This is a genomic window from Phycobacter azelaicus, assembly GCF_014884385.1.
Taxonomy (GTDB): domain Bacteria; phylum Pseudomonadota; class Alphaproteobacteria; order Rhodobacterales; family Rhodobacteraceae; genus Phycobacter; species Phycobacter azelaicus.
Genome location: NZ_WKFH01000003.1, coordinates 3,577,572 through 3,601,322 on the forward strand (window position 1 = coordinate 3,577,572; position 23,751 = coordinate 3,601,322).

A 23,751-nucleotide genomic window follows, 5' to 3' on the forward strand; every position below is an offset into this window, starting at 1 on the left:
TCTAGGCCATGCTGCGTTTGACCCCGATCCTTCTGGCCGTGATATATGGCCTGATTTCCTACCGGATTTCCGTCTGGCGGACCCACCGCGAGCTGGACGCCCGTTCGACCCGGCTTGCCGATCCGCGTCTGAAAAAGCTGACCGACCGCCTGGCCGCCGCGCTTGAGGTCGCGGACATTCCCGTCTTCATCTACGAGGTGGATCCGGTGAACGGACTGGCGGCTCCGGACGGGCGAATCTTCATCACCCGTGGGTTTTACCGCAAGTATGAGGCGGGCGAGGTCACCGATGCCGAGCTGGCCTCGGTCATCGCCCATGAAATCGGCCATGTGGCGCTGGGGCATTCGAAAAAACGGATCATTGATTTTTCCGGCCAGAACGCCCTGCGCACGGCGCTGATGATGATCCTGGGCCGTTACATCCCCTTTGTCGGCCCGTGGATCGCGGGGCTGCTCGCAAATCTGCTGGCTGCGCGCCTGTCGCGCGGCGATGAATACGAGGCAGATGAATATGCCGCCGCCCTTTTGATGAAGGCAGGCATCGGGGTGGAGCCGCAGAAAAGCCTCTTTCTCAAGCTCGAAGAACTCACCCAGTCGCGCGCCGGCATGGCACCAGCTTGGCTGATGAGCCACCCAAAAACCGAGCAGCGCATCGCCGCCATTGAACGGCTCGAAGCAGACTGGGCCAGATCGTAACGCAGGGTCACGCCCCCAGCCGACACCTTGCTTCCCGTGACTGGAAGGGCCACATCTGGGCAAAGACATCGCGACCGAGGCTCCCCATGCGCTATTCTCTGCTCGATCTTGCCCCTGTGCCCGAAGGCTCCGACATTCCCCAGGCGCTGAAGAACAGCACCGAGCTCGCGCGCCACGCCGAAAGCCTTGGCTATCACCGCTACTGGCTGGCCGAGCATCACAACATGCCGGGGATCGCTAGCGCCGCAACTGCCGTGTTGATCGGCCATATCGCAAATCACACCAGCACGATCCGCGTTGGCGCGGGGGGCATCATGCTACCCAATCACGCGCCCTACATGGTGGCCGAGGCCTTTGGCACGCTGGCCTCCCTTTATGGCGACCGCATCGATCTGGGATTGGGCCGTGCGCCGGGCACCGATATGCAGACCGCCCGCGCCCTTCGCCGGGGCATGGGCGCTGCCGCCAGTGGCGATAGTTTCCCGCAGGATGTGATCGACCTCATCGGCTTCATGGCGCCCGAGGATGAAAAGGCCCCCGTGCGCGCCTTTCCGGGGCAAGGCACCAATGTGCCGGTCTGGATCCTCGGATCCAGCCTTTATGGGGCGCAGCTGGCCGCGCATCTGGGCCTGCCTTATGCCTTTGCCTCGCATTTTGCACCGCAAGCGCTTGAAGAGGCGCTGGAGGTCTATCGCCGCAGTTTCCAGCCTTCGGTGTTTCTGGAAGGGCCTCATGCGATGATGGCGATCAACGTCTTTGCCGCCGACACCGACGCCGAAGGGGTCCGCCTGCGCACCTCGATGCAGCAGGCCTTTGCACGGCTGCGTCTGGGCCGCCCCGGCAAGCTGCCCGCGCCGGTGGAGAACATCAATGACCATCTGCAGCCGCATGTGCTGGCAGGCGTCAACGAGGCGCTGCGCATCACCGCCGTCGGCAGCCCTGAAACCGTGCGCAGCCAGCTGTCAGAGATCATCGCCCGCTATCAGCCGGATGAGGTGATCCTCACCGGGCAGATCCACGACCATCGCGCCCGGATGCGCTCTTTCGAGATTGCTGCTGGTATCCTGAAAGATCTCTGAGGCTTAGCCCGCCAGCGCCTTGGCCAGACGTGGCAGGCGCGCCTTTTTCAGCAAGGGACGCATCTGCCAGCCGCCACCCGACAGGCGGTTGGCCTCGGCCAGAACAGCCTCCCCGACGGCCTCCATCCCCGCTTGCTCCTTGAGCCACAAATCATAGAGCAGTTCATCCGGGCCGATCCGTTTCAGCCCTTCTTCGGACAGTGTATGGCGGGGGAAATCCTTGGCATTCATGGTGACAATGCCATCGGCATGGCCCGCAATGGCCGCCGCCAGCACATGCACATCCGCCGTATCCGGCAGCCACAGCCGCGCCTCCACGCCCGGGGCGGGCGGCACCACGGCACCCGGCCAACCCGCCTGCAGCATAGCCACTTCGGCCTGGGCCTGCGCGGCCCCTTCAGGGCCAAGTTTCAGCGCCGCGCGGCGCCATTCCTCCAGGATACGCTCGGACCACAGCGGTGCGTAAAGCCCAAGCCGCGCCGCACCCAATAGCATCTCCCGCATCACGGTGGGGTAGAGAACGCAAGTGTCGAGAAGCAGCTTCAAAGGCTCAGTCCAGCCGGAAGAATACGGCCTTCAAGTATCCGCTTTCCGCGAGCTGCGGCATCTGCGGATGGTCGGGGCCTGCGTAACCGGTGTGAATTAGCTGCCCGCGCCGCCCCGCCTTGCCAATCCCGCGGGCCGAAGCATTGCGGAACCGCGTCAGGTCTGCCGCATGAGAGCAGGAGCAGAGGCCCAGATAGCCACCCGGCGCGACAAGGGGGGCCGCCAGCTTGGCCACCCGCTCGTAGGCGCGAAGGCCTGCCTCAAGTGCGTTCTTTGACGGCGCAAAAGCAGGCGGGTCGCAGATCACCACGTCGAATTGCGCGCCCTCCGCACCAAGGGCCGTCAGCACGTCAAAGGCATCGCCCTGACGCGCAGTAAAGCGATCTTGCCAACCAGCGGCGGCCGCGCCCTGCCCCGCCAGTTGCAGCGCCGCGGCCGAGCCGTCAACACAAGTCGCCTCCCCCGCACCGGCGGCCAGCATGGCAAGACCAAAGCCGCCCACATGGGAAAACACGTCCAGCACCTTGGCTCCCGGCGCCACCAGCCGCGCGGCGAAAGCGTGGTTTTCGCGCTGATCGAAGAACAGGCCCGTCTTTTGCCCACCGGTGAGGTCGGCCATATAGGTCGCACCATTCATGACCACCGGAACCGGCACGGTGGGCGCTTCGCCCAACAGGGTCGCGTTCTGATCGTCAAGCCCTTCAAGGCTCCGCGTACGACCCGAGGCGTTCTTGAGGATCACTTCGGCGCCCGTGACCTCGGCCAAAGCTGCCGTCAGCGCGTCAAGATGCGCCTCGGCCCAGGCAGCATTCGGCTGCACCACGCAGGCCGCGCCAAATCGGTCGATCACAACGCCGGGCAGACCGTCCGCCTCGGCATGGACCAGACGGTAACAAGGCGCATCATAAAGCTGGGCCCGCATATCCTGCGCCCGTTTCAGCCGGGCCGCGAACCAGGCTTGATCGATCACCGCTTCGGGGTCGCGATCCAGCATCCGGGCGATGATCTTGCTTTCAGAATTTACCGCGACCAGCCCCAAGGGGCGCATCGCCTCATCCTCCAGCACCGCCAAAGTGCCCGGCGCCAGCTTGCGGGTGCGCCGGTCGGTGACCAGCTCATTGGCATAGACCCAAGGGAAGCCGTGGCGGATCGCACGGGCGTTCGCCTTGGGCTTCAGTTTTACGCGGGCGCGCTGGGGCGCAGAGGGGGTGGAGGCTGTATCTGTCATGCCCCCTCATAGCCCCGCAAGCGACCCGAGGGAAGTGGTCTGGTCAAAGGGGGCTAGCGATCGCGGCTACGCCATCCGCCACGCCTACGCGGGCGGGCCATCTCTGCCAGGCCTTCGCTCAGAACCGAGCACATGGGGTGCTGTGGCTGGGCTTCGCTATATCGCCCAAGCAGCGCACGGATGGCCTCGCGGTTGTCAAATTCAGCCGACAGGCTCAGCGCCCAGTCAAGAAAGATGCTGCGACACTGGCTGGCGTCGATGCCCTCGATGCGAAAGGCCTCGCGGATCAGCCCCTTAGGATCCAGCGGATCCTGATCATTGCGTGCTGGCATCGGCCCCTTCCCGTTTCAAAGCCGCATCTATTATGTCTGCGCAGGCGGTGTAACGCGCAGCGAGGTCCTGCTCAAGCGCCACGAGCGTGTCGAACCCGCTGCTGCGACACAGGAACATAGCGACGCCCTCCCCCAATGTTGCCGCATCGAGCCCCTTGGGAGACAGCAGCCGCGCCGCCGTCTGCACCGACCAATATAGGGCGTAGGCACCGCGCAGGGCATCACTTTCTGCGGCACTCAGCCAACCACAGGCGACAGCCGCCTGCAGACCACCTGCCACATCCCGCACGCCCGACGCCGACAAGAGCGCCCCTGCCTGTGCCACTAGCTCGATATCCATCATCCGCCCGGCGCCGGTCTTGGCATCCCAGATCCCGGCTGGCGCCTTGGCTGCAGCGATGCGGGCCCGCATGTTAGAAACCTCGGTCAGGATCTGCGTCTTGTCGCGGCTACGCGACAGAACCTGATCGCGGATCGCTTCGATGTCGGCGCACAGGTCATCCGGCCCCGCGATGGCACGGGCGCGGGTCAGGGCCAGATGCTCCCAGACCCAGGCCTCGTTCTGCTGATAGTTGGTAAAGCTGGCAAGGCTGGTCGCCACAGGCCCCTGGTTGCCCGAGGGGCGCAGGCGCATGTCCACCTCGTAAAGCCGTCCCTGCGCCATCGGCGCGGTCAGCGCGGTGATCAGAGCCTGGGTCAGGCGCGCGAAATAGGGCCGCGTCGCCAGCGGGCGTTTGCCGTCCGATGCCTCCACCTCTTGCGGGTCATAGATCACGATCACATCCAGGTCGGACTGCGCGTTGATCCGTCCCGCGCCCAGCGAGCCCATGGCGACGACCGCCGCCCCGCGCCCGGGGGCGGCCCCGTGTTTCGCCGCAAACTGCGCCTCGACGCAGGGCACCAGGGCGGCGATCACCGCCTCGGCCAGCTCGGCATACTGCACGCCTGCGGCCTCTGCATCGATCAGCCCGCGCAGGTGATGCACCCCGATGCGGAAATGCCATTCCTTGCACCAGCGCCGAGCGGTATCCAACTGCGCCTCATAATCACCTTCCGCCTCCAGCAAGGCTTCAAGCTGCTGGGTGAGGGCCTCCCGCCCCGGCCAGGGATCGAAGAACGAGCCGCCAATCACCGCATCAAAAACGCCGGAATTGCGCGACAGGAAGGTGGCCAGTTCCGCCGAGGTGCCGACGATATCCACAAGAAGATCCATCAGCTGCGGGTTGGCCTCGAACAGGGAAAACAGCTGCACTCCAGCGGGCAGACCGGCCAGGAACCCATCGAGCGCCAAGAGCGCCTCTCCGGGCTTGGCGGTACGGGCAAGTCGAGCCAAAAGCTCCGGCTTCAGCCGTTCGAAGATCTGTGCCCCTCGCGCCGAGCGCAGCGCAGGATAGGTGGGCCAGCGGGCGATGACGCTCTCATCCAGCCCCTCGGGCACCGCAGGCGCTGCAGCCGGAGCGGCATCGGGCGCAAAGAAATCCTCGGTCAGCTCATGCACCTCTGTCAGACGGCTGCGGATCTCGTCTTGCAGATCCTTCGGATCGCGCCCCATGAGGCAGGCAACACGGGCAATGCCGTCTTCGGATTGCGGCATTCGGTGGGTCTGGGCGTCATGGACCATCTGGATGCGATGCTCCACCTCACGATGGAAGCGGTAGTGATCGGTGAGGGTTTCGGCCACATCACCGGGGATCCAGCCTTTGCCGGCAAGCGCCGCAAGCCCTTCGACGGTGCCGCGCAGGCGCAGGCTTTCATCGCGCCCGCCCGCGATCAACTGCCGGGTCTGAGTAAAGAACTCGATCTCTCGAATGCCGCCACGCCCCAGTTTCATGTCATGGCCGGGCACGGTAATGGCGCCGCCGGTGCCCTTGGTTTCGCGGATCCTGAGGCGCATGTCGTGGGCGTCCTGAATGGCGGCAAAATCCAGGTGCCGCCGCCAGATAAAGGGTCGCAGGGAAGCGAGGAACTTTTCCCCCGCAGCGATATCCCCAGCGCAGGCGCGGGCTTTGATATAGGCGGCGCGCTCCCAGGTGCGGCCCAGGCTTTCGTAATAGCGTTCGGCCGCCTCCATCGCGAGTGCAACAGGCGTGACGGAGGGATCGGGTCGCAGACGCAGATCGGTGCGGAACACATAGCCATCACCGGTCTTGTCGCTGAGCAGCGCGCACATATTTCGGGTCGCACGCACCATGCCCTGCCGCGCTTCGTAAAAGTCTTCAGGCGCGAACCGGGTTTCGTCGAAAAGGCAGATCAAGTCGATATCCGAGGAATAGTTGAGCTCATGGGCGCCCATCTTGCCCATGGCAAGGATGCTGAGGCCACCCGCCGTTTCGACATCGTCCTCACACAGCCCCGGAAGCTTCTTGCGCCGAATCAAAGCGGCAATCTCTGATTTGATCGCCACATCAGCGCAAAGCGCCCCAAAATCCGTCAACGCACCCGTCACCTCTTCAAGTGGCCAGACACCGCCAAGATCACACAGGGCTGTCAAAAGCGCGACCCGCCGCTTTGCCTGACGCAGACCGGGTTTAAGCTGGTCGCGAGGTAGTTGGCGACAATCGGCAAACACAAGATCCAATGCACGACGCGGAGCGGCAAGAGCCTCGGCCAACCAGTCCCCTTCCCGAGAGATCAATCCCATCAAATAAGGGCTGGAGCCTCCTGCCCCGGCGACAAGGTCAGCTGCCTCATTGGCAAGCCCTGGAACAAGAGCGCGCGCCTCTTTGCCAAGCACGGGATCAAAGGCATGAGGCAGGCGGCTGATATCGAATGCATCGGTCATGGCGCAACTCTGTTCCGCACGGCCCCAAGGGTCAATGCGCTTTTCATTCAATGGGTTCTGAGACGTGATTTGCCGCGGGCGGGTGAGGCCTGCAAGCCTCGCTAGGTGGCCCGCCGCGACACGGCGCAGAGACATTTAAGAAAATCAGCTCTATTATTAACGGAAACTTGGCGCATGGCCCGGCCGGTGCCATAATGCCGTCGAGTTTCTTGCTAATGATACCCACAGAGCGCGATGAATGGTCCATTGGCGCGATCGGCTTGCAGAATGCAGGCTTCAGGCAACACGGATCAGCCTCCCACCTGAATCCAGACCACCACGTTGGGGTGGTCCGTAAATTGCACTCAGACTAAGCACGCAGGAACGGAGAAGACCTTGTCGAACACGGCTCCTAAGAAAACAGCACCGCCTGGATACCTGAGCAGATCCATCGGACTCGTTTCATCTGCCGCCCGCTCTGCAGGTGTAGACCTGGGCGCGGCCATGAAGAATGGCCAGATCACTGCCGTGGACTACGCGCACATGATTCACCGATGCAATTCATCAACCTGTGCGCTGAAATGCCAGCACTGGAGCCGTTCTGACCATGACAAACCCGGCGTCCCTTCATTCTGTTCCAACTTCGACATTCTGGAGAGCCTAAGGTCCCAAACCCAAAACCGTTGACCAACCGGTTGATCGCAAAGCTCTGAAAAATTGTCGTAAAGCCTGTCTGCCCCATTAACCAAATATTGGCCTATTTAGGGCCATCGTTGCCGCAGCACCGACACCAAAAGCTCAGAGATGTTGCGCTATGAAGATCAAAAGCCTCCTTGCCCGCCTCGCGCTTACTTTCGCAGCAAGCGCTGCCATTTCTGCCGAGCTGCAGCCCGGCGACCCGATGTCCGCCAAGATCTTCCTGCAGCTTCATGGGATTGAAAAACTTGCCGGCCAGATCACGCCGCTGGTGTCAGGAACCGGGCGCGACTTCCGGGTCATTGATGGGGACTCCCTGGCGGTGGGAAACTATAACATCCGTTTGTTAGACATTGATGCGCCGCGCACTTCTCAAAGATGCACAACAGCCCAAGGCATCTATTGGGATTGCGGCGCCGAGGCGCGCCAACGCATGCGAGACCTTGTGGAAAGCGCCGCAAGCGTCGAATGCTACAGCTCTGAACAGGATGTCTATGGCCGCCATCTGGCCACATGCGATGTGGACGGCGTGGACGTAGGTGCCATGCTGGTGGAAGAAGGACTGGCCTGGCCACACCTCAATCAGGGACGTTATGTGCCCGAAGCATCCAGTGCTCAGGCCCATTCCCGCGGCATCTGGCAGGCTGACAATATCGCACCTTGGGAAGTGGCAGACGATCAGAACTGATCCCCGACAACCACTCTGCGGCGCCCTTGGCCAGCACTGTCCGCCACGTCATTCGGCTGAACGGAACAGACACGCCCGCAACGCGCCGTCTCGCGGTTTGTTACGGCGTGAAATGTCAATTATCCGCGTCACGTAAAAAATGGTGGGTGATAAGAGATTTGAACTCCTGACATCTTCGATGTGAACGAAGCGCTCTACCACTGAGCTAATCACCCGTAGGACGAGGTATTATCGCCTGTTCCCAGCTGCTGCAAGAGGTCGATTGCAAAAATCCTCCCGTCTTTTCGCCTTCTGCCAACAGCCTGTTGAACCGAGATCGCAGCCCATGGGTCTACTCTCCCATGCAGCAGATCGCCCCTACCGGGTCGGCAGCACATCTCGCTGTATCATGGTTCGCAGCGTAAAGCTGGAGCGGGTATTGCGGATTCCCGGAACCCGCATCAGCTGCTCTTCCAGGAAGCGGTCAAAATCCGTCAGATCACCCGCCACCACGCGCAAGAGAATATCGCGGCTTCCGGTCATCAGATAGCACTCCATTACCTGATCGAACTGCCGGACCGCATTTTCGAAAGCTTGCAAAGCATCCTTGGACTGCCGCTCCAGCTCAACCGCGACGAATATCGTCACTGCAAGGCCCTCCTGCGTCTGATCAACCCGTGCAGAATAGCCAGTAATCACACCAGCCTCTTCAAGCATGGCAACCCTGCGGGCACAGGGAGTAGGCGACAACCCAACCTGCTCTGACAGCTGTGCGAGTTTGATGCGACCATTACGCTGCAATGCGGCAACAATCTTACGGTCCATGGCATCCATGCTGAAATCCCCTATTATTTCCCCATTTTTTAGCCAGAATCTCTAAACGTTAATACCTATCAGGTGGATTTTGGAGAATCTACGTTACTCTCCTGCACTACGCTTCTGGATGTCCCCTTTATCCCCTCCCAGCAGGAGCCCGCCAGAATGACCATGCGCCAGATTTCCTCTGCCACTCACGAAGCCATCTACCGCGTTGAAGACGCCGCAAGCGGACTGACAGGTTTCATTGCCATCCATTCCACCCAGCTTGGCCCTGCGGCGGGCGGGCTTCGGATGCGCCCCTATGAAAGCGAGACGCAGGCGCTGGAGGATGTCCGCCGCCTGAGCGAGGGCATGACCTACAAGAACGCCGCGGCGGGCCTGCCGCTGGGCGGTGGAAAGGCCGTGATCATCGGCGATCCCGCAACCCAGAAGACGCCCGAAATGCTGCGCGCCTTTGGCCGCGCGATCCACAGCCTGACCGGGCACTATATCACGGCCGAGGATATGGGGATGAGCCCGGCCGACATGGGCATTCTGGCCGAGGAAACGCCCTTTGTTGCCGGTCTTGCGTCCGGCGAGTTTGCAAGCGGCGACCCCTCTCCCATCACGGCGCGCGGCATCTTCAACACCATTCGCACTGCCAAGGCCCACAAGACGGGTAGTGCCGATCTCGAAGGCGTCACCGTCGCGGTGCAGGGACTCGGACATGTGGGCTGGCACCTGTGCCGCCTTCTGACCGATGCGGGCGCAGAACTGATTGTGACCGACGTGGACGCGTCCCGCCTCGAGAAGGCAAAAGCCGAGTTTGGCGCACGCCCCGTTGCCACTACCAAGATCTACAGCGTTCAGGCCCATATTTTTGCACCCTGCGCCATTGGCGGCATCCTGAACGAGGACACCATCCCCCAGTTGCAGGTGGGGATCGTCGCGGGCGGCGCCAACAACCAGCTTGCCGGGCCCGAGGATGCAAAGGCCCTACACGACCGAGGCATCCTCTACGCTCCCGATTTCATCGCCAACGGCGGCGGCATCATCAACGTGGCGACGGAAATCCTGAAAATCGCAGACCGCGAGACCTATGTGGCGGACAAGCTGAGCGCGCTGGACGCGACCATGTCAGAGGTGCTGAACCAGGCCCATCAGCAGGGAATCAGTCCCGATGCCGTCGCCATCGCGTCGGTAAGGAAAAGGATGGCACGGGCTGCTGCAGCATAGCTCCAAACAGGCCTGAAGGATACCAGGTGTCCGGTTGGCACCGTGCACGTTGACCGGACCTGGCTTCCTGGCAAATACTGGGCCACAATGAATGCGGCTAGACCACCTGCGAGCGCCTTGATGACGGACATCTGGAAGAATGTACCTCGAAACTGGCCAGAGGCCCAACAGCCGTCGAAAGCTTCACTCTCCAACGCCGAACGCCTGCTCGTACGCCTGAGGACCATGAACCTGCTTCCAGACCATGCTTCACGCGGGTATTGGCCGACAACCATCCTGTCGTGGAGTTCGGTTCCGATGGACATCGAGGTGTTCGACGGCGACTTCGAACTGTACATCTATCCGCCTAAGGCCCCCGGCCCCTTATTTGACGTTCATTCGTTTGACGCAGAGGACGAGGTGGCCCTCAACGAACTGCTCGAGAACGTCAAGAGCCTTGCGATACAAGGTCGGGAATCGGTGCCCGGTAGTTCTGTCCATTCGTTCGCCCAACATGGTGACAGGGCGGTTCCATACCACCCCCTGCCCGTTCTTGGCCCACGGAACTTGTCATCCCCACAATGAGCGACTATCTGAAGTATCAGACATGAGGCGGACGCCTCATGCTATGGAGATTTTATGAAAGAGACCCGGGCATAAGCCCGTTCCCGGCATCACGCTAGGGGAACGCAGAACAGACCAAGGACACTCACGCGAGCGGCTGAGTGGCCTGTTGTTTTGTACTCTCATGAGATCGAGACCTCAGTTGAACATTTCAAAACACGAGCAACGCGTGTTGCATGAACTCGCCCTTGGCGGGGCAATCCACCATGAACGCTGCGAGAACGGCAAGATCGGCAGCATCACCTGTTACACCCGCGAAGGACATGTGCTGTCGGACTGCACATTCGGCGTCTTTCAGCGCCTCAGGAAGCGGCGCTTCATCCAATCGCGGGGCGGCCAGCCCTATCGCGCTTCGCGCCTTGGCATCAAAGCCGTGCGCGCGCAACTCAACCAACGATAGCCTCCCATTCGGAAAGGACCGCATCATGGGCTACACCTCCAACCACACAGAGCGGCGCGAGGAGATTTGCGCCCTTTTCACCGCTTCGTTCACCGATTCCGAAGGCGCCGGTGAAGGGAAACTGATCGGACAACTGGTGGCGGATATCTTCGATACCGTGGCCGAGGAGGATCTGTTTGCCTTCTCGGCCCTGGATGAGGGCAGGATTGTTGCCACGATCCTCTTTACCCGCATGAGCTACCCCGAGGACACGCGCACGGTGTTTCTGTTGTCGCCGGTGGCCGTTGCAACCGACCATCAGGGCAAAGGCATCGGACAGGATCTGTTGCGCCACGGGCTGATCAGCCTGCAACAGCGGGGCGTCGATGTGGTGCTGACCTATGGGGATATCAAATTTTATTCAAAAGTTGGCTTCAACCAGATCAGCGAAGATGACGCGGCTGCGCCCATGCCCCTGTCCTATCCGCATGGATGGCTCGGGCAATCTCTGCACTCAACCTCACTAGAGCCACTCAAGGGGGACGCAAACTGCGTTACAGCGTTTCGCCAACCCGATTTGTGGTGAACCCAGCTGCAAAAAAGGCGGCCCGCAATGGGCCGCCTTTCTTCTAACATGATGGTCGCGATTAATGCGCGGTCGCAGTTGCCGAAGCGGTCTTGGCCTCCAGCGCGGCTTGGGCGGCGGCGGCCTCTTCGGCCTCCTCGTCCCATTCGATCGGCTCTGGGCTGCCAACCAGCGCGTGTTTCAGCACCTCGGAGACATGGCTCACCGTGATGATCTCCAGACCTTCCTTCACGTTGTCGGGAATGTCCGGCAGATCCTTGGCGTTCTCCTCGGGGATGAGGACGGTCTTGATGCCCCCGCGCAGGGCTGCGAGCAGTTTCTCCTTGAGGCCGCCAATGGCCAGCGCATTGCCGCGCAGGGTGACCTCACCGGTCATGGCGATGTCCTTGCGCACCGGGATCCCGGTCAGCACCGACACGATGGAGGTCACCATGGCCAGACCGGCAGACGGGCCGTCCTTGGGCGTGGCGCCTTCGGGCACGTGCACGTGGATGTCCCACTTGTCGAACTTCGGCGGCTTGATCCCCAGCTGCGGCGCAACCGAGCGCACATAGCTGGAAGCAGCTTCGATCGACTCTTTCATCACATCGCCCAGCTTGCCCGTGGTCTTCATCCGGCCTTTACCCGGCAGGCGAAGCGCCTCGATGGACAAAAGTTCACCACCGACCGAGGTGTAGGCAAGGCCTGTCACCACGCCGACCTGATCCTCCTTTTCGGCAAGACCGAAACGGTATTTCGGCACGCCCAGGAATTCATCGAGATTGTCATGGGTGACCTTGACGCTCTCGGCTTCCTTCTTGACGATCTTGGTCAGCGACTTGCGCGCCACCTTGGCGATTTCACGCTCGAGGTTCCGCACGCCCGCCTCGCGGGTGTAGGTGCGGATGATGTCGGTCAGCGCCTCGTCGGTCAGTTCGAACTCCTTGGCCTTCAGACCGTGGTTCTTCACCTGTTTGGTCACCAAGTGCTGCTTGGCAATCTCGCGCTTTTCGTCCTCGGTGTAGCCCGACAGCGGAATGATTTCCATGCGGTCCAAGAGCGGTCCCGGCATGTTGTAGCTGTTGGAGGTGGTCAGGAACATTACGTTCGAGAGGTCATATTCGACCTCAAGATAGTGGTCCACAAAGGTGGAGTTCTGTTCCGGATCAAGGACTTCCAGCATGGCCGAAGCCGGATCGCCACGGAAATCCTGGCCCATCTTGTCGATCTCATCGAGCAGGATCAGCGGATTGGTGGTCTTCGCCTTCTTCAGCGCCTGGATGATCTTGCCGGGCATCGAGCCGATGTAGGTCCGGCGGTGACCGCGGATCTCGCTCTCATCGCGCACGCCACCAAGGCTGATACGGATGAACTCGCGCCCCGTCGCCTTGGCCACAGATTTGCCCAGCGAGGTCTTACCCACACCCGGAGGGCCGACGAGGCAAAGGATCGGCCCCTTCAGCTTGGCCGAGCGCTGCTGCACGGCAAGGTATTCGACGATGCGCTCCTTGACCTTCTCAAGCCCGTAGTGATCCTTGTCGAGGATATCCTGCGCGCGGCCCAAGTCCTTTTTGACGCGGGATTTTGTGCCCCATGGGATCGACAGCATCCAGTCCAGATAGTTGCGCACCACGGTGGCCTCGGCCGACATGGGCGACATGTTCTTGAGTTTCTTCAACTCGGCCTCAGCCTTTTCACGGGCCTCTTTGGACAGCTTTGTTTCGGCGATCTTCTCTTCCAGCTCGGCCACTTCGCCCGAACCTTCCTCGCCGTCGCCCAGCTCCTTCTGAATGGCCTTCATCTGCTCATTCAGGTAGTATTCGCGCTGGGTCTTCTCCATCTGGGATTTGACGCGGGTCTTGATCTTCTTCTCGACCTGCAGGACAGACATTTCGCCCTGCATCAGGCCATAGACCTTTTCCAGCCGTTCGCTGACCGACAGTGTCTCCAGAAGTTCTTGCTTGCGGTCCACCTCGATACCCAGGTGACCGGCCACCAGATCCGCCAGTTTGGCCGGTTCGGTGGTCTCACCCACGGCGCTTAGCGCCTCTTCGGGGATGTTCTTGCGCACCTTGGCGTAGCGTTCGAATTCATCACCAACGGTGCGCACCAGCGCCTCGGTGGTGGTGACATCGCCCGGCATTTCGCTGATCCGCTCAGCCCGAGCTTCGAAATAGTTGTCGTTTTCCAGGAAATCGGTGATCTTGACGCGGGACTGGCCTTCGACCAGCACCTTGACGGTGCCATCGGGCAGTTTCAGCAGCTGCAGCACATTGGCCAGCACGCCAACGCGATAGATACCATCCGACTGGGGATCATCCTCGGAGGGGTCAATCTGGCTGGACAGGAGGATTTGTTTGTCATCGGCCATTACCTCTTCCAAGGCACGTACCGATTTCTCCCTGCCCACAAATAGGGGCACGATCATGTGCGGGAACACAACGATGTCACGCAGCGGCAGCACAGGATAGGAAGAATTGAGTGGCTCTTGCATACTCGGTCCTTTTCTTTGGCAAGACGTCCAGGCCCCAGGATAGGCAGCCGTCGTCGTCTCCTCTTGGAACTACTATTTGGGTCGGCGCCCGGGTCTTTTCAACCGCTGTGGCGCACAGGTGCCTCGTTGTTTGGACCACAGTTTGCCCTTGGCGACAGGGGACCACAAGAGCGCTTTTAGGCTTAAGGCTACCAAATCGTGACCATTCGCCGCTGCAGTCCCACAGCGCCATAGATGAAAGCGGCGAAGCAGCTTGTTAACAGTTTAGTGTAACTTGGTTACTCATTTATTAATCGGTGTATGCGGCGCTGCTCCTCACGCAGCTCCTTATGCGGGAGGCGTATGAAAAAAGCACCGAAGCCCTGGCACCTTTGCCTTTGATGACCGGCTTGCGGCTAGTCTTTGGAAAACGTGACCAACCGGTGCGAGAAGCGCCCCTCTCCTTCTTCGATGCGCAACACACCGCTCATGTGGGACTCGTCAATCACATATAGCTCCATTCGCTGCACCTGTGGCTGACCGGTGGCAGAGGGCACCTGACTGTCAAAACCGATCGCCAGCATTTCCGAGGCAGCGCATGTCGGTGCCTCGGTCAAAGCGGCCACGTCGATCAGAACGTTGGCGTCCTGCGGCAGATCCTCGCGTCCGGCCGCTGCGGCTGGCAATCCGGCCAGGCGCTCACCGTCGTCCAGGACAACAAGCCGGTGCACACCCAAAGTGGCGAAATGCATCTCGAGGCTGTCTTTTTCCGACAGGATTGCCAGCCCCTGACGTGCCCCCTGCGGCAGCGGCAGCATCATGATCTGATCGCCGACATAATTCGCAATCTCTCCGGGGCCATAAAGCATGGTCCAGCGCCCCTCGAAGGTCTTGAAGAGTTCGGGACCAAATGCATCGACCTTAAGGCCACAGCCATTCAGCACGTCTGCCTGCGCCGCACCGATCAAACAGGACAACGCCAAACCACCCGCCACAAGGCGGGATATCACCGGTTGGAATGCTGGTTTGTGCACTGGACTCCCCTTTTCAAGTCTTGCGAAGGACCGTCAGCTGACTGCGCATCATCTGGGCCCCGGTAACGTCACACCGCCACCCAGCCGACTGCAAACACCAATAAGGGCGGCGAAAAGAGTTTCTCATTTCAAATCAGCTCGGACAGCTGACCAAGCTACCGCACCGGGATTTTCAAGCCAATTCAAGGAGAAGCGCAAACAGGTTTTCCCCGTTCGCGCTCCAACCGGCACATAGACCCAACGTTTTAAGGATATCAGGTCACGATCGGGTCAAACGGTTTCAGCCGCCCGTTCGGACAGGGTCGGATAATCGGTCAGCCCTTCTGCTCCCCCGCCATAAAGCGTTTTGGAATCGAGCCTGTTCAATTCGGCCCCGCTCCGAAGGCGCTCTACCAGATCTGGATTCGAGATGAAGGGACGGCCAAATGCCACCAGATCAGTGCTGCCGCTGTCGACCGCCTCCAGCGCCATAGCACGGTCATAGCCGTTGTTGACCATAAAGGTCCTCGTGTAGAGCGCGCGCAGCGCATCAAGGTCCTCGCCGTCTGCCAGATCGCGGCTGCCGCCGGTGGTACCCTCGATCATGTGGAGATAGGCCAAATTGAACCGATTGAGCTTTGGGATCAGGTAGGCAAAGGTCTCTTGCGGGTTTGCATCCGAAATGCCGTTGACGTTCGAGAAGGGCGACAACCGCAGTCCCACGTTGCCACCGTGCCAGGCTTCGGTCACCGCCTCCAGCACCTCCAGCAAAAGCCGCGCGCGGTTTTCGACTGATCCGCCATAGGCATCCGAGCGCATGTTTGATCCGGTCTTGAGGAACTGGTCCAGAAGATAACCGTTTGCGCCATGCACTTCGACCCCGTCAAAGCCGGCCTCCTTTGCCAGTCTCGTTGCATTCACGTAATCAGCAACGATGCGGGGCAGTTCATCGGCTTCCAGCGCGCGGGGCGCCGACGTGTCCACAAAACCTTCGGCGGTAAAGGTTTTTGCCTCAGCAGTAATGGCCGACGGCGCCACGGGCGCAGCCCCGCCCGGCTGCAAGGATACATGGCTGATCCGCCCCACATGCCAAAGCTGAATGACGATCTTGCCCCCCTCGGCGTGCACCGCATCTGTGACTTTCTTCCAGGCCTCTGCCTGCGCCTTGGTGTGGATGCCGGGGGTCTGTAGGTAGCCCTTGCCTTCGGGGCTGATCTGGGCAGCTTCGGTGATGATCAGGCCCGCGCCCGCACGCTGACGATAGTACTCCACGTGCAACTCGTTGACTTCTGCGGTGTCGTTGTCCGCACGGTTGCGCGTCAACGGCGCCATGACAACCCGATTCTTGAGATCGATATTTCCCGCCGAATAAGGTGTAAACAGTGCTTCGGTCATCTCGTGCATCCTTCCCGTCAAAGGGTCCAGTGATTGGAACGTTAGGGACCGAACATGTGCGCCACGCCCACGTGCTTCAAGGGCAATGCCCTCACAACGGCGCGATATCGCCTTCAGCCCGCTGAGCATGGAAGTCTGCCTGCCAAGCATCAAATGAACCCGCTGCGATGGCCTCGCGCATGCCCGCCATGATCTCCTGAAAGTAATGCAGGTTGTGCCAGGTCAGCAGCATGCCCGAGATCATCTCGTTGGCGCGGAAGACATGGTGCAGATAGGCGCGGCTGTAGTTGGAACAGGCCGGGCAGCTGCACTGTTCATCCAAGGGGCGCGGATCATCGGCATGGCGGGCGTTCTTGATGTTGACCACACCGCGCCGGGTAAAGACCTGCCCCGTGCGCCCTGAGCGCGACGGCAGGACGCAGTCCATCATGTCGATGCCGCGCGCGACCGCACCGACGATATCGTCGGGCTTGCCCACTCCCATCAGGTAGCGCGGCTTGTCCTGCGGCAGCATGTCCGGCGCGTAGTCCAGACAACCGAACATCGCCTCCTGCCCCTCTCCCACTGCAAGACCGCCCACAGCATAACCGTCAAAGCCTATGTTTTTCAGCGCTTCGGCGCTTTCTTCGCGCAGGTCCTGCTCCAGCCCGCCCTGCATGATCCCGAACAGCGCATGGCCGGGGCGATCGCCGAAGGCATCCTTGGAACGCTCCGCCCAGCGCATTGACAGGCGCATGCTTTCGGCGATGCGGTCGCGATCCGCAGGCAAGGCCGGGCATTCGTCGAAACACATGACGATATCACTGCCCAGAAGGCGCTGGATCTCCATCGAGCGCTCCGGCGTCAGCTCATGCTTGGAGCCGTCGATATGGCTTTTGAAGGTGACGCCCTTTTCCGTTAGCTTCCTGAGCCCCGCCAGGGACATCACCTGGAACCCGCCGCTGTCTGTCAGGATCGGGCGCTGCCAGTTCATGAACTTGTGCAGGCCGCCCAGACGGTCGATGCGTTCAGCCGTGGGGCGCAGCATCAGGTGGTAGGTATTGCCCAAGAGGATGTCGGCGCCGGTTTCCCGCACGCTTTCGGGCATCATCGCCTTCACGGTACCTGCAGTGCCAACCGGCATGAACGCAGGCGTGCGAATGTCCCCGCGCGGTGTCTGGATCACACCGGTACGCGCTTTTCCGTCCGTTGCTTTCAGTTCAAACTTGAAAAGCTCTGACATTTCGACTTCCTGCGTTAGTTCTGTCACCTTACGACGATAAGATTCCCCTAATGCCAAGGAGCCAAGCGCATGTCCACTGATGAACAAGCTGCAAAATTGACCCTAGGATGGGAAGAATGGGTCAGCTTGCCCGGACTTGGCCTGCCCGCAATGAAGGCCAAGGTTGATACCGGCGCGCGCACATCCGCGCTGCATGCTACCGAGATCGAAACCTTCGGCCCCGCATCGGCGCCCAAAGTGCGTTTCACGGTGCATCCGATTCCGGGTGAAAACCTGTCGATCCCCTGCTCGGCAGACATCATCGACCGGCGCGAGGTGACCTCCTCGAACGGGGAAAGCGAGATGCGCTACGTGATTTCGACCGATCTGGTGGTCGACGGTCACAGCTGGCCAATCGAAGTAACCCTGACCGATCGCCGAGGCATGGCCCTGCATATGCTGCTCGGCCGTCAGGCTTTGGGAGAGAACGTGGCGGTGTCCCCGTCCGAAAGGTTCTGCCAGCCGGAACTGGACTACTCGGTCTATGCATCCAAAAATATCCGCAAAACGGCACCGAACCGGGTGTTGCGCATCGCGGTCCTTAGCCGCGAAGACAATTACTCGACCCGCCGCCTGGTCGAGGAGGGCGAAAAACGCGGCCACACGGTGGAGGTGATCGACACCACGCGCTGCTACATGGATATCAACGCCCTTGCCCCGGAAGTGCATTACGACGGCAAACGCCTGCCCCGCTATGACGCCGTGATCCCACGCATCGGTGCCTCGATAACCCAATATGGCACTGCCGTTCTGCGCCAGTTCGAAACCCTTGGCACCTTTTGCGTCAATGGCAGCGAGGGCATCACCGCCAGCCGCGACAAGCTGCATGCCCATCAGGTGCTGGCGCGTCAGAAGATCGGAATGCCCGCCACGGCCTTTGCCGCCTCTCCCAAGGACACAAAGAACCTGATCGACATCGTCGGCGGCGCGCCTTTGATCGTGAAGCTGCTCGAAAGCACTCAGGGCAAGGGCGTGGTGCTGGCCGAAACCAAGAAGGCGGCTGAGTCTGTGATTACCGCCTTTCGCGGCCTAAAGGCGAACTTTCTGGTGCAGCAATTCGTGAAAGAGGCCAACGGCGAGGATATCCGCTGCCTCGTCGTGGGCTCCAAGGTGGTTGCGGCCATGAAACGCTCCGGCGCGGAGGGCGATTTCCGCTCGAACCTGCACCTGGGCGGCAGCGCGGTCGCGGTGCGCATCACCAAGGAAGAGCGCGCAACCGCAGTGAAGGCTGCCAAGGCCTTTGGCCTCAACGTGGCCGGGGTAGATCTTTTGCGCTCCGAAACCGGGCCCAAGGTGCTGGAGGTGAACTCGTCACCGGGTCTGGAAGGGATCGAACGCACCTCGAAAAAGAACATCGCCGGGCTCATTTATGACGAAATCGAAACCAACGTGCGCCCCGCCCCCTTGAGAATGCGCAGGCCCACAAACAGCCGCACCTGATCGCAATATGGATGCGGGGCTTGACCCTGCCCCGTCCAATCCCGATCTTGGGATTAGATTTCAATGCAGGATTTTACCCCCATGAGCGAAGACCAGATTATCTCCCTTATGTCCGGAAGCCTTCTTTATATCCTCGGGGCGGTTTTCCTGATCGTCGTAATCCTCAAGGGCGTGCGGATCGTGCCGCAGTCCGAGAAATTCGTGGTCGAACGCTTTGGCCGTCTGCAGGCTGTACTGGGGCCGGGTATCAACTTCATCATTCCCTTCCTCGATGCAGTGCGCCACAAGGTTTCGATCCTGGAGCGCCAGCTGCCCAATGCCACGCAGGATGCCATCACCAAGGACAACGTTCTGGTACAGATCGACACCTCTGTCTTCTATCGCATCCTTGAGCCTGAAAAGACCGTCTACCGCATTCGCGATGTGGATGGCGCCATTGCCACAACCGTGGCCGGGATCGTACGTGCCGAGATCGGCAAGATGGATCTCGACGAGGTGCAGTCCAACCGCGCGCAACTGATCGCACAGATCCAGAAAAGCGTCGAAAGTGCGGTAGACGACTGGGGCATCGAGGTGACCCGCGCCGAGATCCTGGATGTGAACCTCGACCAGGCCACCCGCGACGCCATGCTGCAGCAGCTCAACGCAGAACGCGCCCGTCGCGCTCAGGTGACCGAGGCCGAAGGTCAGAAACGCGCCGTGGAACTGGCCGCCGATGCCGAGCTCTACGCCGCCGAACAGACAGCCAAGGCCCGCAGGATCGAAGCCGAGGCGGAAGCCTATGCGACCGAGGTGGTGGCCAAAGCGATTGCCCAGAATGGGATCGAGGCCGCGCAATATCAGGTCGCCCTGAAACAGGTGGAGGCGCTCAACACCCTTGGTGCGGGGAGCGGCAAACAGACCATCGTGGTCCCCGCACAGGCGCTGGAGGCCTTTGGCGATGCCTTCAAGATGCTGAAAGGAGGCAAATGATGGCGGCCCCCTTCTGGGCGCTCTGGTGGGTCTGGTGCGCCGCTGCTTTGGTGCTGGGTATCCTTGAGGTCCTGGCGCCGGGGTTTGTGTTCCTCGGCTTTGCCATCGGTGCGCTGGGAGTTGGTATCCTTCTTCTCGCGGTCGGCAGCGCGACCTTTGGCCTGCCTGCGCTAGTGTTTCTCTTTGCGCTGATCTCCCTCATCGCATGGCTCGTGCTGCGCCGCGTCTTTGCCCTGCCCCGCGGTCAGGTGAAGACCTTCGAGACGGATATCAACGACTGAGCGAACCCAAATTGCGTGATCACGAAACAAAAAGACCTGCGACTTGAGCCGCAGGCCTGCGTGGCCGAGAAGGTGAAGATCAAAGACAAGCAGAACTGACCAATCGCGTTTCAAAAGCGATACGATCAGCCTCAGGCCAGCAGTCGCAGAGCGGCGTTTCTTAAGAGCCTTCTTGCGGCTTTTCCTTCAGGATTACCTGTATTTCGCTTTGATTTCATCGGCTCGCCCGCTGGCGATCACCTGATCTAGACCTTGCTGAATGCTGGCAATCGTTGCGTCATCGACGCTCAGGTTACAGGCGACGCCAGCCACTGTTTCGTCAACCATGAAAACCTCGACAAGTTCTGGATCATTCAGCAGCGTCAGACGCTCACGGAAAGTCACCCACAGATCGATGCGGCCTGCTTTCAGCTTTTTGATGTTCGACTCCTCATTGGAGGTCGAAACGATGTTCATGCCTGCATCCTTCATATGGGTTTCGGCAACATCGTCTTTATAAGTTCCAATGCTGTATGCACGGGCGTCATCAAGGGAGTTTATCGTTACTGGATTATCCGCGCGGGCCACCAATACCATTTGATTGGAAACCAGCGGAGAGATCCACTTGAACAGCGGTCGACGCTTTTCAGTGATATTCGTGGTAAAGACGCAGGTGTCCGGGTCTTTTTGCGCAGTTGCGAATGCACGAGCCCAAGGGAGCGAAACAAGAGTGTAGGACACCCCAGCTGCCTCCATCGCTTCTTGGACCATCTCGGTTGCCGAGCCAACGATTTCACCGTTTTCAGTGTAGTTGAAAGGCGGGTATTCTTCGGTCAGCAATGTCAGTGACGAACCGGCCATTGACGATGAAGCAAAGCTGGCGAATGCTGCGGTATAGACCAAGGTTTTCAGAGAAGTCATATTCAGGCTCCGTCCGTGGATAAAGGTATGGTCCCTTAACACTGCACCGTTAAGATACGCCTAAGCGGCCAGTGTCACCGGCTGCGGTGCCGGATGCCACGCTTCGCGTACTGCCTGATCCCCCAAATACAGCATGCCGTGATGACCGATTCAGACCATGCAAATTATCGGCCTGTCCTCCGTTACTATGGACCTTCGCCGACGGGTTCCCTATATAAACGGTCGGATTAACTGTCAGGGACCGACATGACAAACGCTTCTGAACCTCTTGAAGGGGCGCCACTGATCGCACCGTCTTCCGTTTCCCATCCGCTCTATGATGCGGTAGCTGACGCATGCCGTAGCGTCTATGACCCTGAAATTCCGGTCAATATCTATGAGCTGGGTCTGATCTACACAATCGACATCAACGATGAGAACGACGTGAAGATCATCATGACCCTGACCGCGCCGGGCTGCCCTGTCGCCGGTGAGATGCCGGGCTGGATCGTCGATGCGATCTCACCCGTGCCAGGCGTGAAATCCGTTGATGTCGAACTCACCTGGGAGCCGCCCTGGGGCATGGAGATGATGTCGGACGAGGCGCGCCTGGAACTGGGGTTCATGTAGGGGCGCCTGTCGCGCATCGTTACAATTGTTTCACAGGATCGCGGCACGGGCGTTACCCGACGCCGCGATTTTCTTTTCAGCCCTCATTTTCCGGAGAATAGTTTTGCGCATATCCTTGCCCGCCCTGATCCTGTCACTCGCCGCGTCGCCAGTTCTGGCCCTTGAGGTCGGCCTCACCTATGGGCCGCGCCCGGCCTATCTGATCGACAAGCTGCCTGAGGGTGCGCTAAAGGAAAAACTCCGCTCCTGCGCCGCGCAAACCCCTCAGCGCACGAATTTTTCCATCGGCCATCGCGGCGCGCCGCTCTTGTTCCCCGAACATACCGTCGAAAGCAATATGGCCGCCGCGCAGATGGGCGCGGGACTCCTGGAATGCGACGTAACCTTCACCAAGGATCTGGAGCTGGTCTGCCGCCATGCCCAGAACGATCTGCACACCACCACCAATATTCTGACCACTGATCTGGCCGAGACCTGCATCACGCCATTTACCCCCGCCACCGGCAGCACGGAGGCCAAGGCCGAGTGCCGCACCTCCGAGATCACGCTGGAAGAGTTCCGCAGCCTTACCCCCAAGATGGACAGCCGCGACAAGAGCGCCACGACGCCCGAGGCCTATCAGGGCGGCACCGCGCCCTGGCGCAGCACGCTTTATTTGGATGGCGCCCGCAGCATGACCCATGCGGAGTCGATCTCCCTGTTCCGCTCTCTCGGCGCGAAATTCACGCCCGAACTCAAGGCACCGGCGTTCAAGATGCCCTTCAACGGCTTCACGCAGGAAGACTACGCGCAGAAGCTGGTGGTTGAGTACAAGGTGGCGGGCGTGCCCGCATCGGATGTTTGGCTGCAAAGCTTCGACCTCAGCGACATCCTGTACTGGATTGAGCACGAGCCGGCGTTCGGCGCCCAGGCGGTCTATCTAGACGATCGCTATTCGAAATCCGACGCCGATGAGGGCAAGGTGGATCCTGCAATTCCCGCGACCTTCAAACCGTCGATGCAAGAATTGGCGGATATGGGCGTGAACTATATCGCGCCGCCGATCTGGATGCTGCTGACTCTTGAGGATGGCAAGATGGTCCCCTCCCCCTATGCCATTGAGGCCAAGAAGGCTGGCCTCAAGATCATCACCTGGTCGATGGAACGCTCCGGCCCGCTGACGAATGGCGGCGGATGGTATTACAAATCTGTGAAACCGGCGATTTCGAATGCCTCGGCCTATTACCAGGTGCTGGACGTTCTGGCGCAGGATGTGGGCGTGGTCGGTGTGTTCTCCGACTGGCCTGCAACGGTGACTTACTATGCCAATTGCATGGGCCTGTAAGTGAATTCCCAAGGACTGCACAGGCTTGTGTGCGATCCTTTCACGCTCGCCCCCTTGAGCCTGCGCGTATGCAGCCTTAAGTTAAAGTCAACGCGCGAAAATGGAGACGTTCATGTTCGGTATCCCTGGGAAACAGGCGGTGACCATCACCCCAAAGGCGGCAGCGCAGATTTCGAAACTGATGCAGACAGCAGGCCATGCGGGCCTGCGTATCGGTGTGAAAAAGGGGGGCTGCGCGGGCATGGAATACACCATGGAATACGTGGAAGATACAGATCCCAACGACGAGATCGTGGAACAGGACGGCGCGCGGGTGATGATTGCCCCAATGGCGCAGATGTTCCTCTTTGGCACCGAAATCGACTATGAGACCTCGCTGCTGGAAAGCGGGTTCAAGTTCAACAACCCAAACGTTTCCGAAGCCTGCGGCTGCGGCGAGTCGATCAGCTTCAAGGACATGCCGGGCACCTGAACCGGCACCTTTACTGGCACTTTTTG

General features: G+C 60.4%; 24 protein-coding genes and 1 tRNA gene. 14 read left to right on the forward strand and 11 right to left on the reverse strand.

Annotation, left to right across the window (positions count from 1 at the left end):
• Positions 1-8: 8 nt before the first annotated feature.
• Positions 9-695: a M48 family metallopeptidase gene (locus INS80_RS18180; protein ID WP_192966965.1), complete on the forward strand. Its 687-nt coding sequence runs from the start codon at positions 9-11 to the stop codon at positions 693-695.
• Positions 696-781: 86 nt separating this feature from the next.
• Positions 782-1,774 (forward strand): LLM class flavin-dependent oxidoreductase, encoded by a 993-nt coding sequence (locus tag INS80_RS18185; RefSeq protein ID WP_192966966.1) that lies wholly within the window; start codon positions 782-784, stop codon positions 1,772-1,774.
• 3 nt (positions 1,775-1,777) lie between these two features.
• On the opposite strand, the gene INS80_RS18190 is transcribed toward INS80_RS18185, so the two are convergent.
• From INS80_RS18190 to glnE, 4 genes are read right to left on the reverse strand one after another with little or no spacing between them, the layout of a single operon-like run.
• Positions 1,778-2,320, reverse strand: a complete 543-nt coding sequence (locus INS80_RS18190) for an RSP_2648 family PIN domain-containing protein (RefSeq protein ID WP_192966967.1) — start codon at positions 2,318-2,320, stop codon at positions 1,778-1,780.
• A 4-nt stretch (positions 2,321-2,324) separates the two neighbouring features.
• Positions 2,325-3,548 carry an RSP_2647 family RNA methyltransferase gene (locus tag INS80_RS18195; protein WP_192966968.1) on the reverse strand — a complete coding sequence of 408 codons (1,224 nt, stop codon included), beginning with the start codon at positions 3,546-3,548 and terminating at the stop codon, positions 2,325-2,327.
• A 53-nt stretch (positions 3,549-3,601) separates the two neighbouring features.
• Positions 3,602-3,880: a hypothetical protein gene (locus INS80_RS18200; protein WP_192966969.1), complete on the reverse strand. Its 279-nt coding sequence runs from the start codon at positions 3,878-3,880 to the stop codon at positions 3,602-3,604.
• Positions 3,864-6,662, reverse strand: coding sequence for a bifunctional [glutamate--ammonia ligase]-adenylyl-L-tyrosine phosphorylase/[glutamate--ammonia-ligase] adenylyltransferase (glnE, locus tag INS80_RS18205; protein ID WP_192966970.1), 2,799 nt, complete (start codon positions 6,660-6,662; stop codon positions 3,864-3,866). The genes INS80_RS18200 and glnE overlap by 17 nt, the downstream gene beginning before the upstream one ends.
• Before the next feature lie 375 nt (positions 6,663-7,037).
• Here glnE and INS80_RS19510 point away from each other — a divergent pair, with 375 nt between their 5' ends.
• Complete coding sequence (locus INS80_RS19510; protein ID WP_226892669.1) at positions 7,038-7,328, forward strand: DUF6455 family protein; 291 nt, start codon at positions 7,038-7,040, stop codon at positions 7,326-7,328.
• A gap of 127 nt (positions 7,329-7,455) precedes the next feature.
• The gene (locus INS80_RS18210; RefSeq protein ID WP_192966971.1) at positions 7,456-8,025 is read left to right on the forward strand and encodes a thermonuclease family protein; all 570 of its coding nucleotides are present in this window, start codon (positions 7,456-7,458) and stop codon (positions 8,023-8,025) included.
• A gap of 140 nt (positions 8,026-8,165) precedes the next feature.
• On the opposite strand, the gene INS80_RS18215 is transcribed toward INS80_RS18210, so the two are convergent.
• Positions 8,166-8,240, reverse strand: a tRNA-Val gene (locus INS80_RS18215).
• A 142-nt stretch (positions 8,241-8,382) separates the two neighbouring features.
• Entirely contained in the window at positions 8,383-8,838 is a 456-nt protein-coding gene (locus INS80_RS18220) for an Lrp/AsnC family transcriptional regulator (protein WP_192966972.1), read from the reverse strand.
• Between the two features lie 147 nt (positions 8,839-8,985).
• Between INS80_RS18220 and INS80_RS18225 the strand changes: the two genes are divergently transcribed.
• From INS80_RS18225 to INS80_RS18240, 4 genes are all read left to right on the forward strand, one after another.
• Complete coding sequence (locus INS80_RS18225; RefSeq protein WP_192966973.1) at positions 8,986-10,038, forward strand: Glu/Leu/Phe/Val family dehydrogenase; 1,053 nt, start codon at positions 8,986-8,988, stop codon at positions 10,036-10,038.
• A 120-nt stretch (positions 10,039-10,158) separates the two neighbouring features.
• A complete protein-coding gene (locus INS80_RS18230) occupies positions 10,159-10,602 on the forward strand; it encodes a hypothetical protein (protein WP_192966974.1) in 444 nt (147 codons plus the stop codon).
• Between the two features lie 163 nt (positions 10,603-10,765).
• On the forward strand, positions 10,766-11,041 hold the full coding sequence (locus INS80_RS18235) for a YjhX family toxin (protein WP_439650950.1): 276 nt from the start codon (positions 10,766-10,768) through the stop codon (positions 11,039-11,041).
• 25 nt (positions 11,042-11,066) lie between these two features.
• Positions 11,067-11,606 carry a GNAT family N-acetyltransferase gene (locus INS80_RS18240; RefSeq protein WP_192966976.1) on the forward strand — a complete coding sequence of 180 codons (540 nt, stop codon included), beginning with the start codon at positions 11,067-11,069 and terminating at the stop codon, positions 11,604-11,606.
• A gap of 61 nt (positions 11,607-11,667) precedes the next feature.
• Here the strand turns inward: INS80_RS18240 and lon are convergent, their stop codons facing one another.
• From lon to tgt, 4 genes are all read right to left on the reverse strand, one after another.
• Positions 11,668-14,079: an endopeptidase La gene (lon, locus tag INS80_RS18245; protein ID WP_192966977.1), complete on the reverse strand. Its 2,412-nt coding sequence runs from the start codon at positions 14,077-14,079 to the stop codon at positions 11,668-11,670.
• A gap of 395 nt (positions 14,080-14,474) precedes the next feature.
• A complete protein-coding gene (locus INS80_RS18250; protein ID WP_192966978.1) occupies positions 14,475-15,092 on the reverse strand; it encodes a hypothetical protein in 618 nt (205 codons plus the stop codon).
• 270 nt (positions 15,093-15,362) lie between these two features.
• Positions 15,363-16,466: an alkene reductase gene (locus tag INS80_RS18255; RefSeq protein ID WP_192966979.1), complete on the reverse strand. Its 1,104-nt coding sequence runs from the start codon at positions 16,464-16,466 to the stop codon at positions 15,363-15,365.
• A 91-nt stretch (positions 16,467-16,557) separates the two neighbouring features.
• Positions 16,558-17,688: a tRNA guanosine(34) transglycosylase Tgt gene (tgt, locus tag INS80_RS18260; protein ID WP_192966980.1), complete on the reverse strand. Its 1,131-nt coding sequence runs from the start codon at positions 17,686-17,688 to the stop codon at positions 16,558-16,560.
• 69 nt (positions 17,689-17,757) lie between these two features.
• Between tgt and rimK the strand changes: the two genes are divergently transcribed.
• The 3 genes from rimK to INS80_RS18275 all read left to right on the forward strand — a co-directional run bounded on the left by rimK (position 17,758) and on the right by INS80_RS18275 (position 20,420).
• Positions 17,758-19,167 (forward strand): 30S ribosomal protein S6--L-glutamate ligase, encoded by a 1,410-nt coding sequence (rimK, locus tag INS80_RS18265; protein ID WP_192966981.1) that lies wholly within the window; start codon positions 17,758-17,760, stop codon positions 19,165-19,167.
• Positions 19,168-19,248: 81 nt separating this feature from the next.
• Entirely contained in the window at positions 19,249-20,139 is an 891-nt protein-coding gene (locus INS80_RS18270) for an SPFH domain-containing protein (protein ID WP_192966982.1), read from the forward strand.
• Positions 20,139-20,420 (forward strand): NfeD family protein, encoded by a 282-nt coding sequence (locus INS80_RS18275; protein ID WP_192966983.1) that lies wholly within the window; start codon positions 20,139-20,141, stop codon positions 20,418-20,420. The genes INS80_RS18270 and INS80_RS18275 overlap by 1 nt, the downstream gene beginning before the upstream one ends.
• A gap of 192 nt (positions 20,421-20,612) precedes the next feature.
• Here INS80_RS18275 and INS80_RS18280 read toward each other — a convergent pair whose 3' ends face one another.
• Positions 20,613-21,320 carry a substrate-binding periplasmic protein gene (locus INS80_RS18280; protein ID WP_192966984.1) on the reverse strand — a complete coding sequence of 236 codons (708 nt, stop codon included), beginning with the start codon at positions 21,318-21,320 and terminating at the stop codon, positions 20,613-20,615.
• Positions 21,321-21,566: 246 nt separating this feature from the next.
• On the opposite strand from INS80_RS18280, the gene INS80_RS18285 reads away from it, so the two are divergent.
• From INS80_RS18285 to INS80_RS18295, 3 genes are all read left to right on the forward strand, one after another.
• A complete protein-coding gene (locus tag INS80_RS18285) occupies positions 21,567-21,929 on the forward strand; it encodes an SUF system Fe-S cluster assembly protein (protein ID WP_192966985.1) in 363 nt (120 codons plus the stop codon).
• Between the two features lie 115 nt (positions 21,930-22,044).
• Complete coding sequence (locus INS80_RS18290; protein WP_226892670.1) at positions 22,045-23,253, forward strand: glycerophosphodiester phosphodiesterase family protein; 1,209 nt, start codon at positions 22,045-22,047, stop codon at positions 23,251-23,253.
• Positions 23,254-23,365: 112 nt separating this feature from the next.
• Positions 23,366-23,725, forward strand: a complete 360-nt coding sequence (locus INS80_RS18295) for a HesB/IscA family protein (protein ID WP_192966986.1) — start codon at positions 23,366-23,368, stop codon at positions 23,723-23,725.
• Positions 23,726-23,751 lie beyond the last annotated feature (26 nt).

What these genes read in the sequence shown, in the direction of transcription:
- INS80_RS18180 (WP_192966965.1), top strand. Translation starts at nt 9, where the DNA reads ATGCTGCGTTTGACCCCGATCCTTCTGGCCGTGATATATGGCCTGATT.
- INS80_RS18185 (WP_192966966.1), top strand. Translation starts at nt 782, where the DNA reads ATGCGCTATTCTCTGCTCGATCTTGCCCCTGTGCCCGAAGGCTCCGAC.
- INS80_RS18195 (WP_192966968.1), bottom strand. Translation starts at nt 3,548, where the DNA reads ATGACAGATACAGCCTCCACCCCCTCTGCGCCCCAGCGCGCCCGCGTA.
- INS80_RS18200 (WP_192966969.1), bottom strand. Translation starts at nt 3,880, where the DNA reads ATGCCAGCACGCAATGATCAGGATCCGCTGGATCCTAAGGGGCTGATC.
- glnE (WP_192966970.1), bottom strand. Translation starts at nt 6,662, where the DNA reads ATGACCGATGCATTCGATATCAGCCGCCTGCCTCATGCCTTTGATCCC.
- INS80_RS18210 (WP_192966971.1), top strand. Translation starts at nt 7,456, where the DNA reads ATGAAGATCAAAAGCCTCCTTGCCCGCCTCGCGCTTACTTTCGCAGCA.
- INS80_RS18220 (WP_192966972.1), bottom strand. Translation starts at nt 8,838, where the DNA reads ATGGATGCCATGGACCGTAAGATTGTTGCCGCATTGCAGCGTAATGGT.
- INS80_RS18225 (WP_192966973.1), top strand. Translation starts at nt 8,986, where the DNA reads ATGACCATGCGCCAGATTTCCTCTGCCACTCACGAAGCCATCTACCGC.
- INS80_RS18230 (WP_192966974.1), top strand. Translation starts at nt 10,159, where the DNA reads ATGACGGACATCTGGAAGAATGTACCTCGAAACTGGCCAGAGGCCCAA.
- INS80_RS18235 (WP_439650950.1), top strand. Translation starts at nt 10,766, where the DNA reads ATGAGATCGAGACCTCAGTTGAACATTTCAAAACACGAGCAACGCGTG.
- INS80_RS18240 (WP_192966976.1), top strand. Translation starts at nt 11,067, where the DNA reads ATGGGCTACACCTCCAACCACACAGAGCGGCGCGAGGAGATTTGCGCC.
- lon (WP_192966977.1), bottom strand. Translation starts at nt 14,079, where the DNA reads ATGCAAGAGCCACTCAATTCTTCCTATCCTGTGCTGCCGCTGCGTGAC.
- INS80_RS18255 (WP_192966979.1), bottom strand. Translation starts at nt 16,466, where the DNA reads ATGACCGAAGCACTGTTTACACCTTATTCGGCGGGAAATATCGATCTC.
- tgt (WP_192966980.1), bottom strand. Translation starts at nt 17,688, where the DNA reads ATGTCAGAGCTTTTCAAGTTTGAACTGAAAGCAACGGACGGAAAAGCG.
- rimK (WP_192966981.1), top strand. Translation starts at nt 17,758, where the DNA reads ATGTCCACTGATGAACAAGCTGCAAAATTGACCCTAGGATGGGAAGAA.
- INS80_RS18270 (WP_192966982.1), top strand. Translation starts at nt 19,249, where the DNA reads ATGAGCGAAGACCAGATTATCTCCCTTATGTCCGGAAGCCTTCTTTAT.
- INS80_RS18275 (WP_192966983.1), top strand. Translation starts at nt 20,139, where the DNA reads ATGGCGGCCCCCTTCTGGGCGCTCTGGTGGGTCTGGTGCGCCGCTGCT.
- INS80_RS18280 (WP_192966984.1), bottom strand. Translation starts at nt 21,320, where the DNA reads ATGACTTCTCTGAAAACCTTGGTCTATACCGCAGCATTCGCCAGCTTT.
- INS80_RS18285 (WP_192966985.1), top strand. Translation starts at nt 21,567, where the DNA reads ATGACAAACGCTTCTGAACCTCTTGAAGGGGCGCCACTGATCGCACCG.
- INS80_RS18295 (WP_192966986.1), top strand. Translation starts at nt 23,366, where the DNA reads ATGTTCGGTATCCCTGGGAAACAGGCGGTGACCATCACCCCAAAGGCG.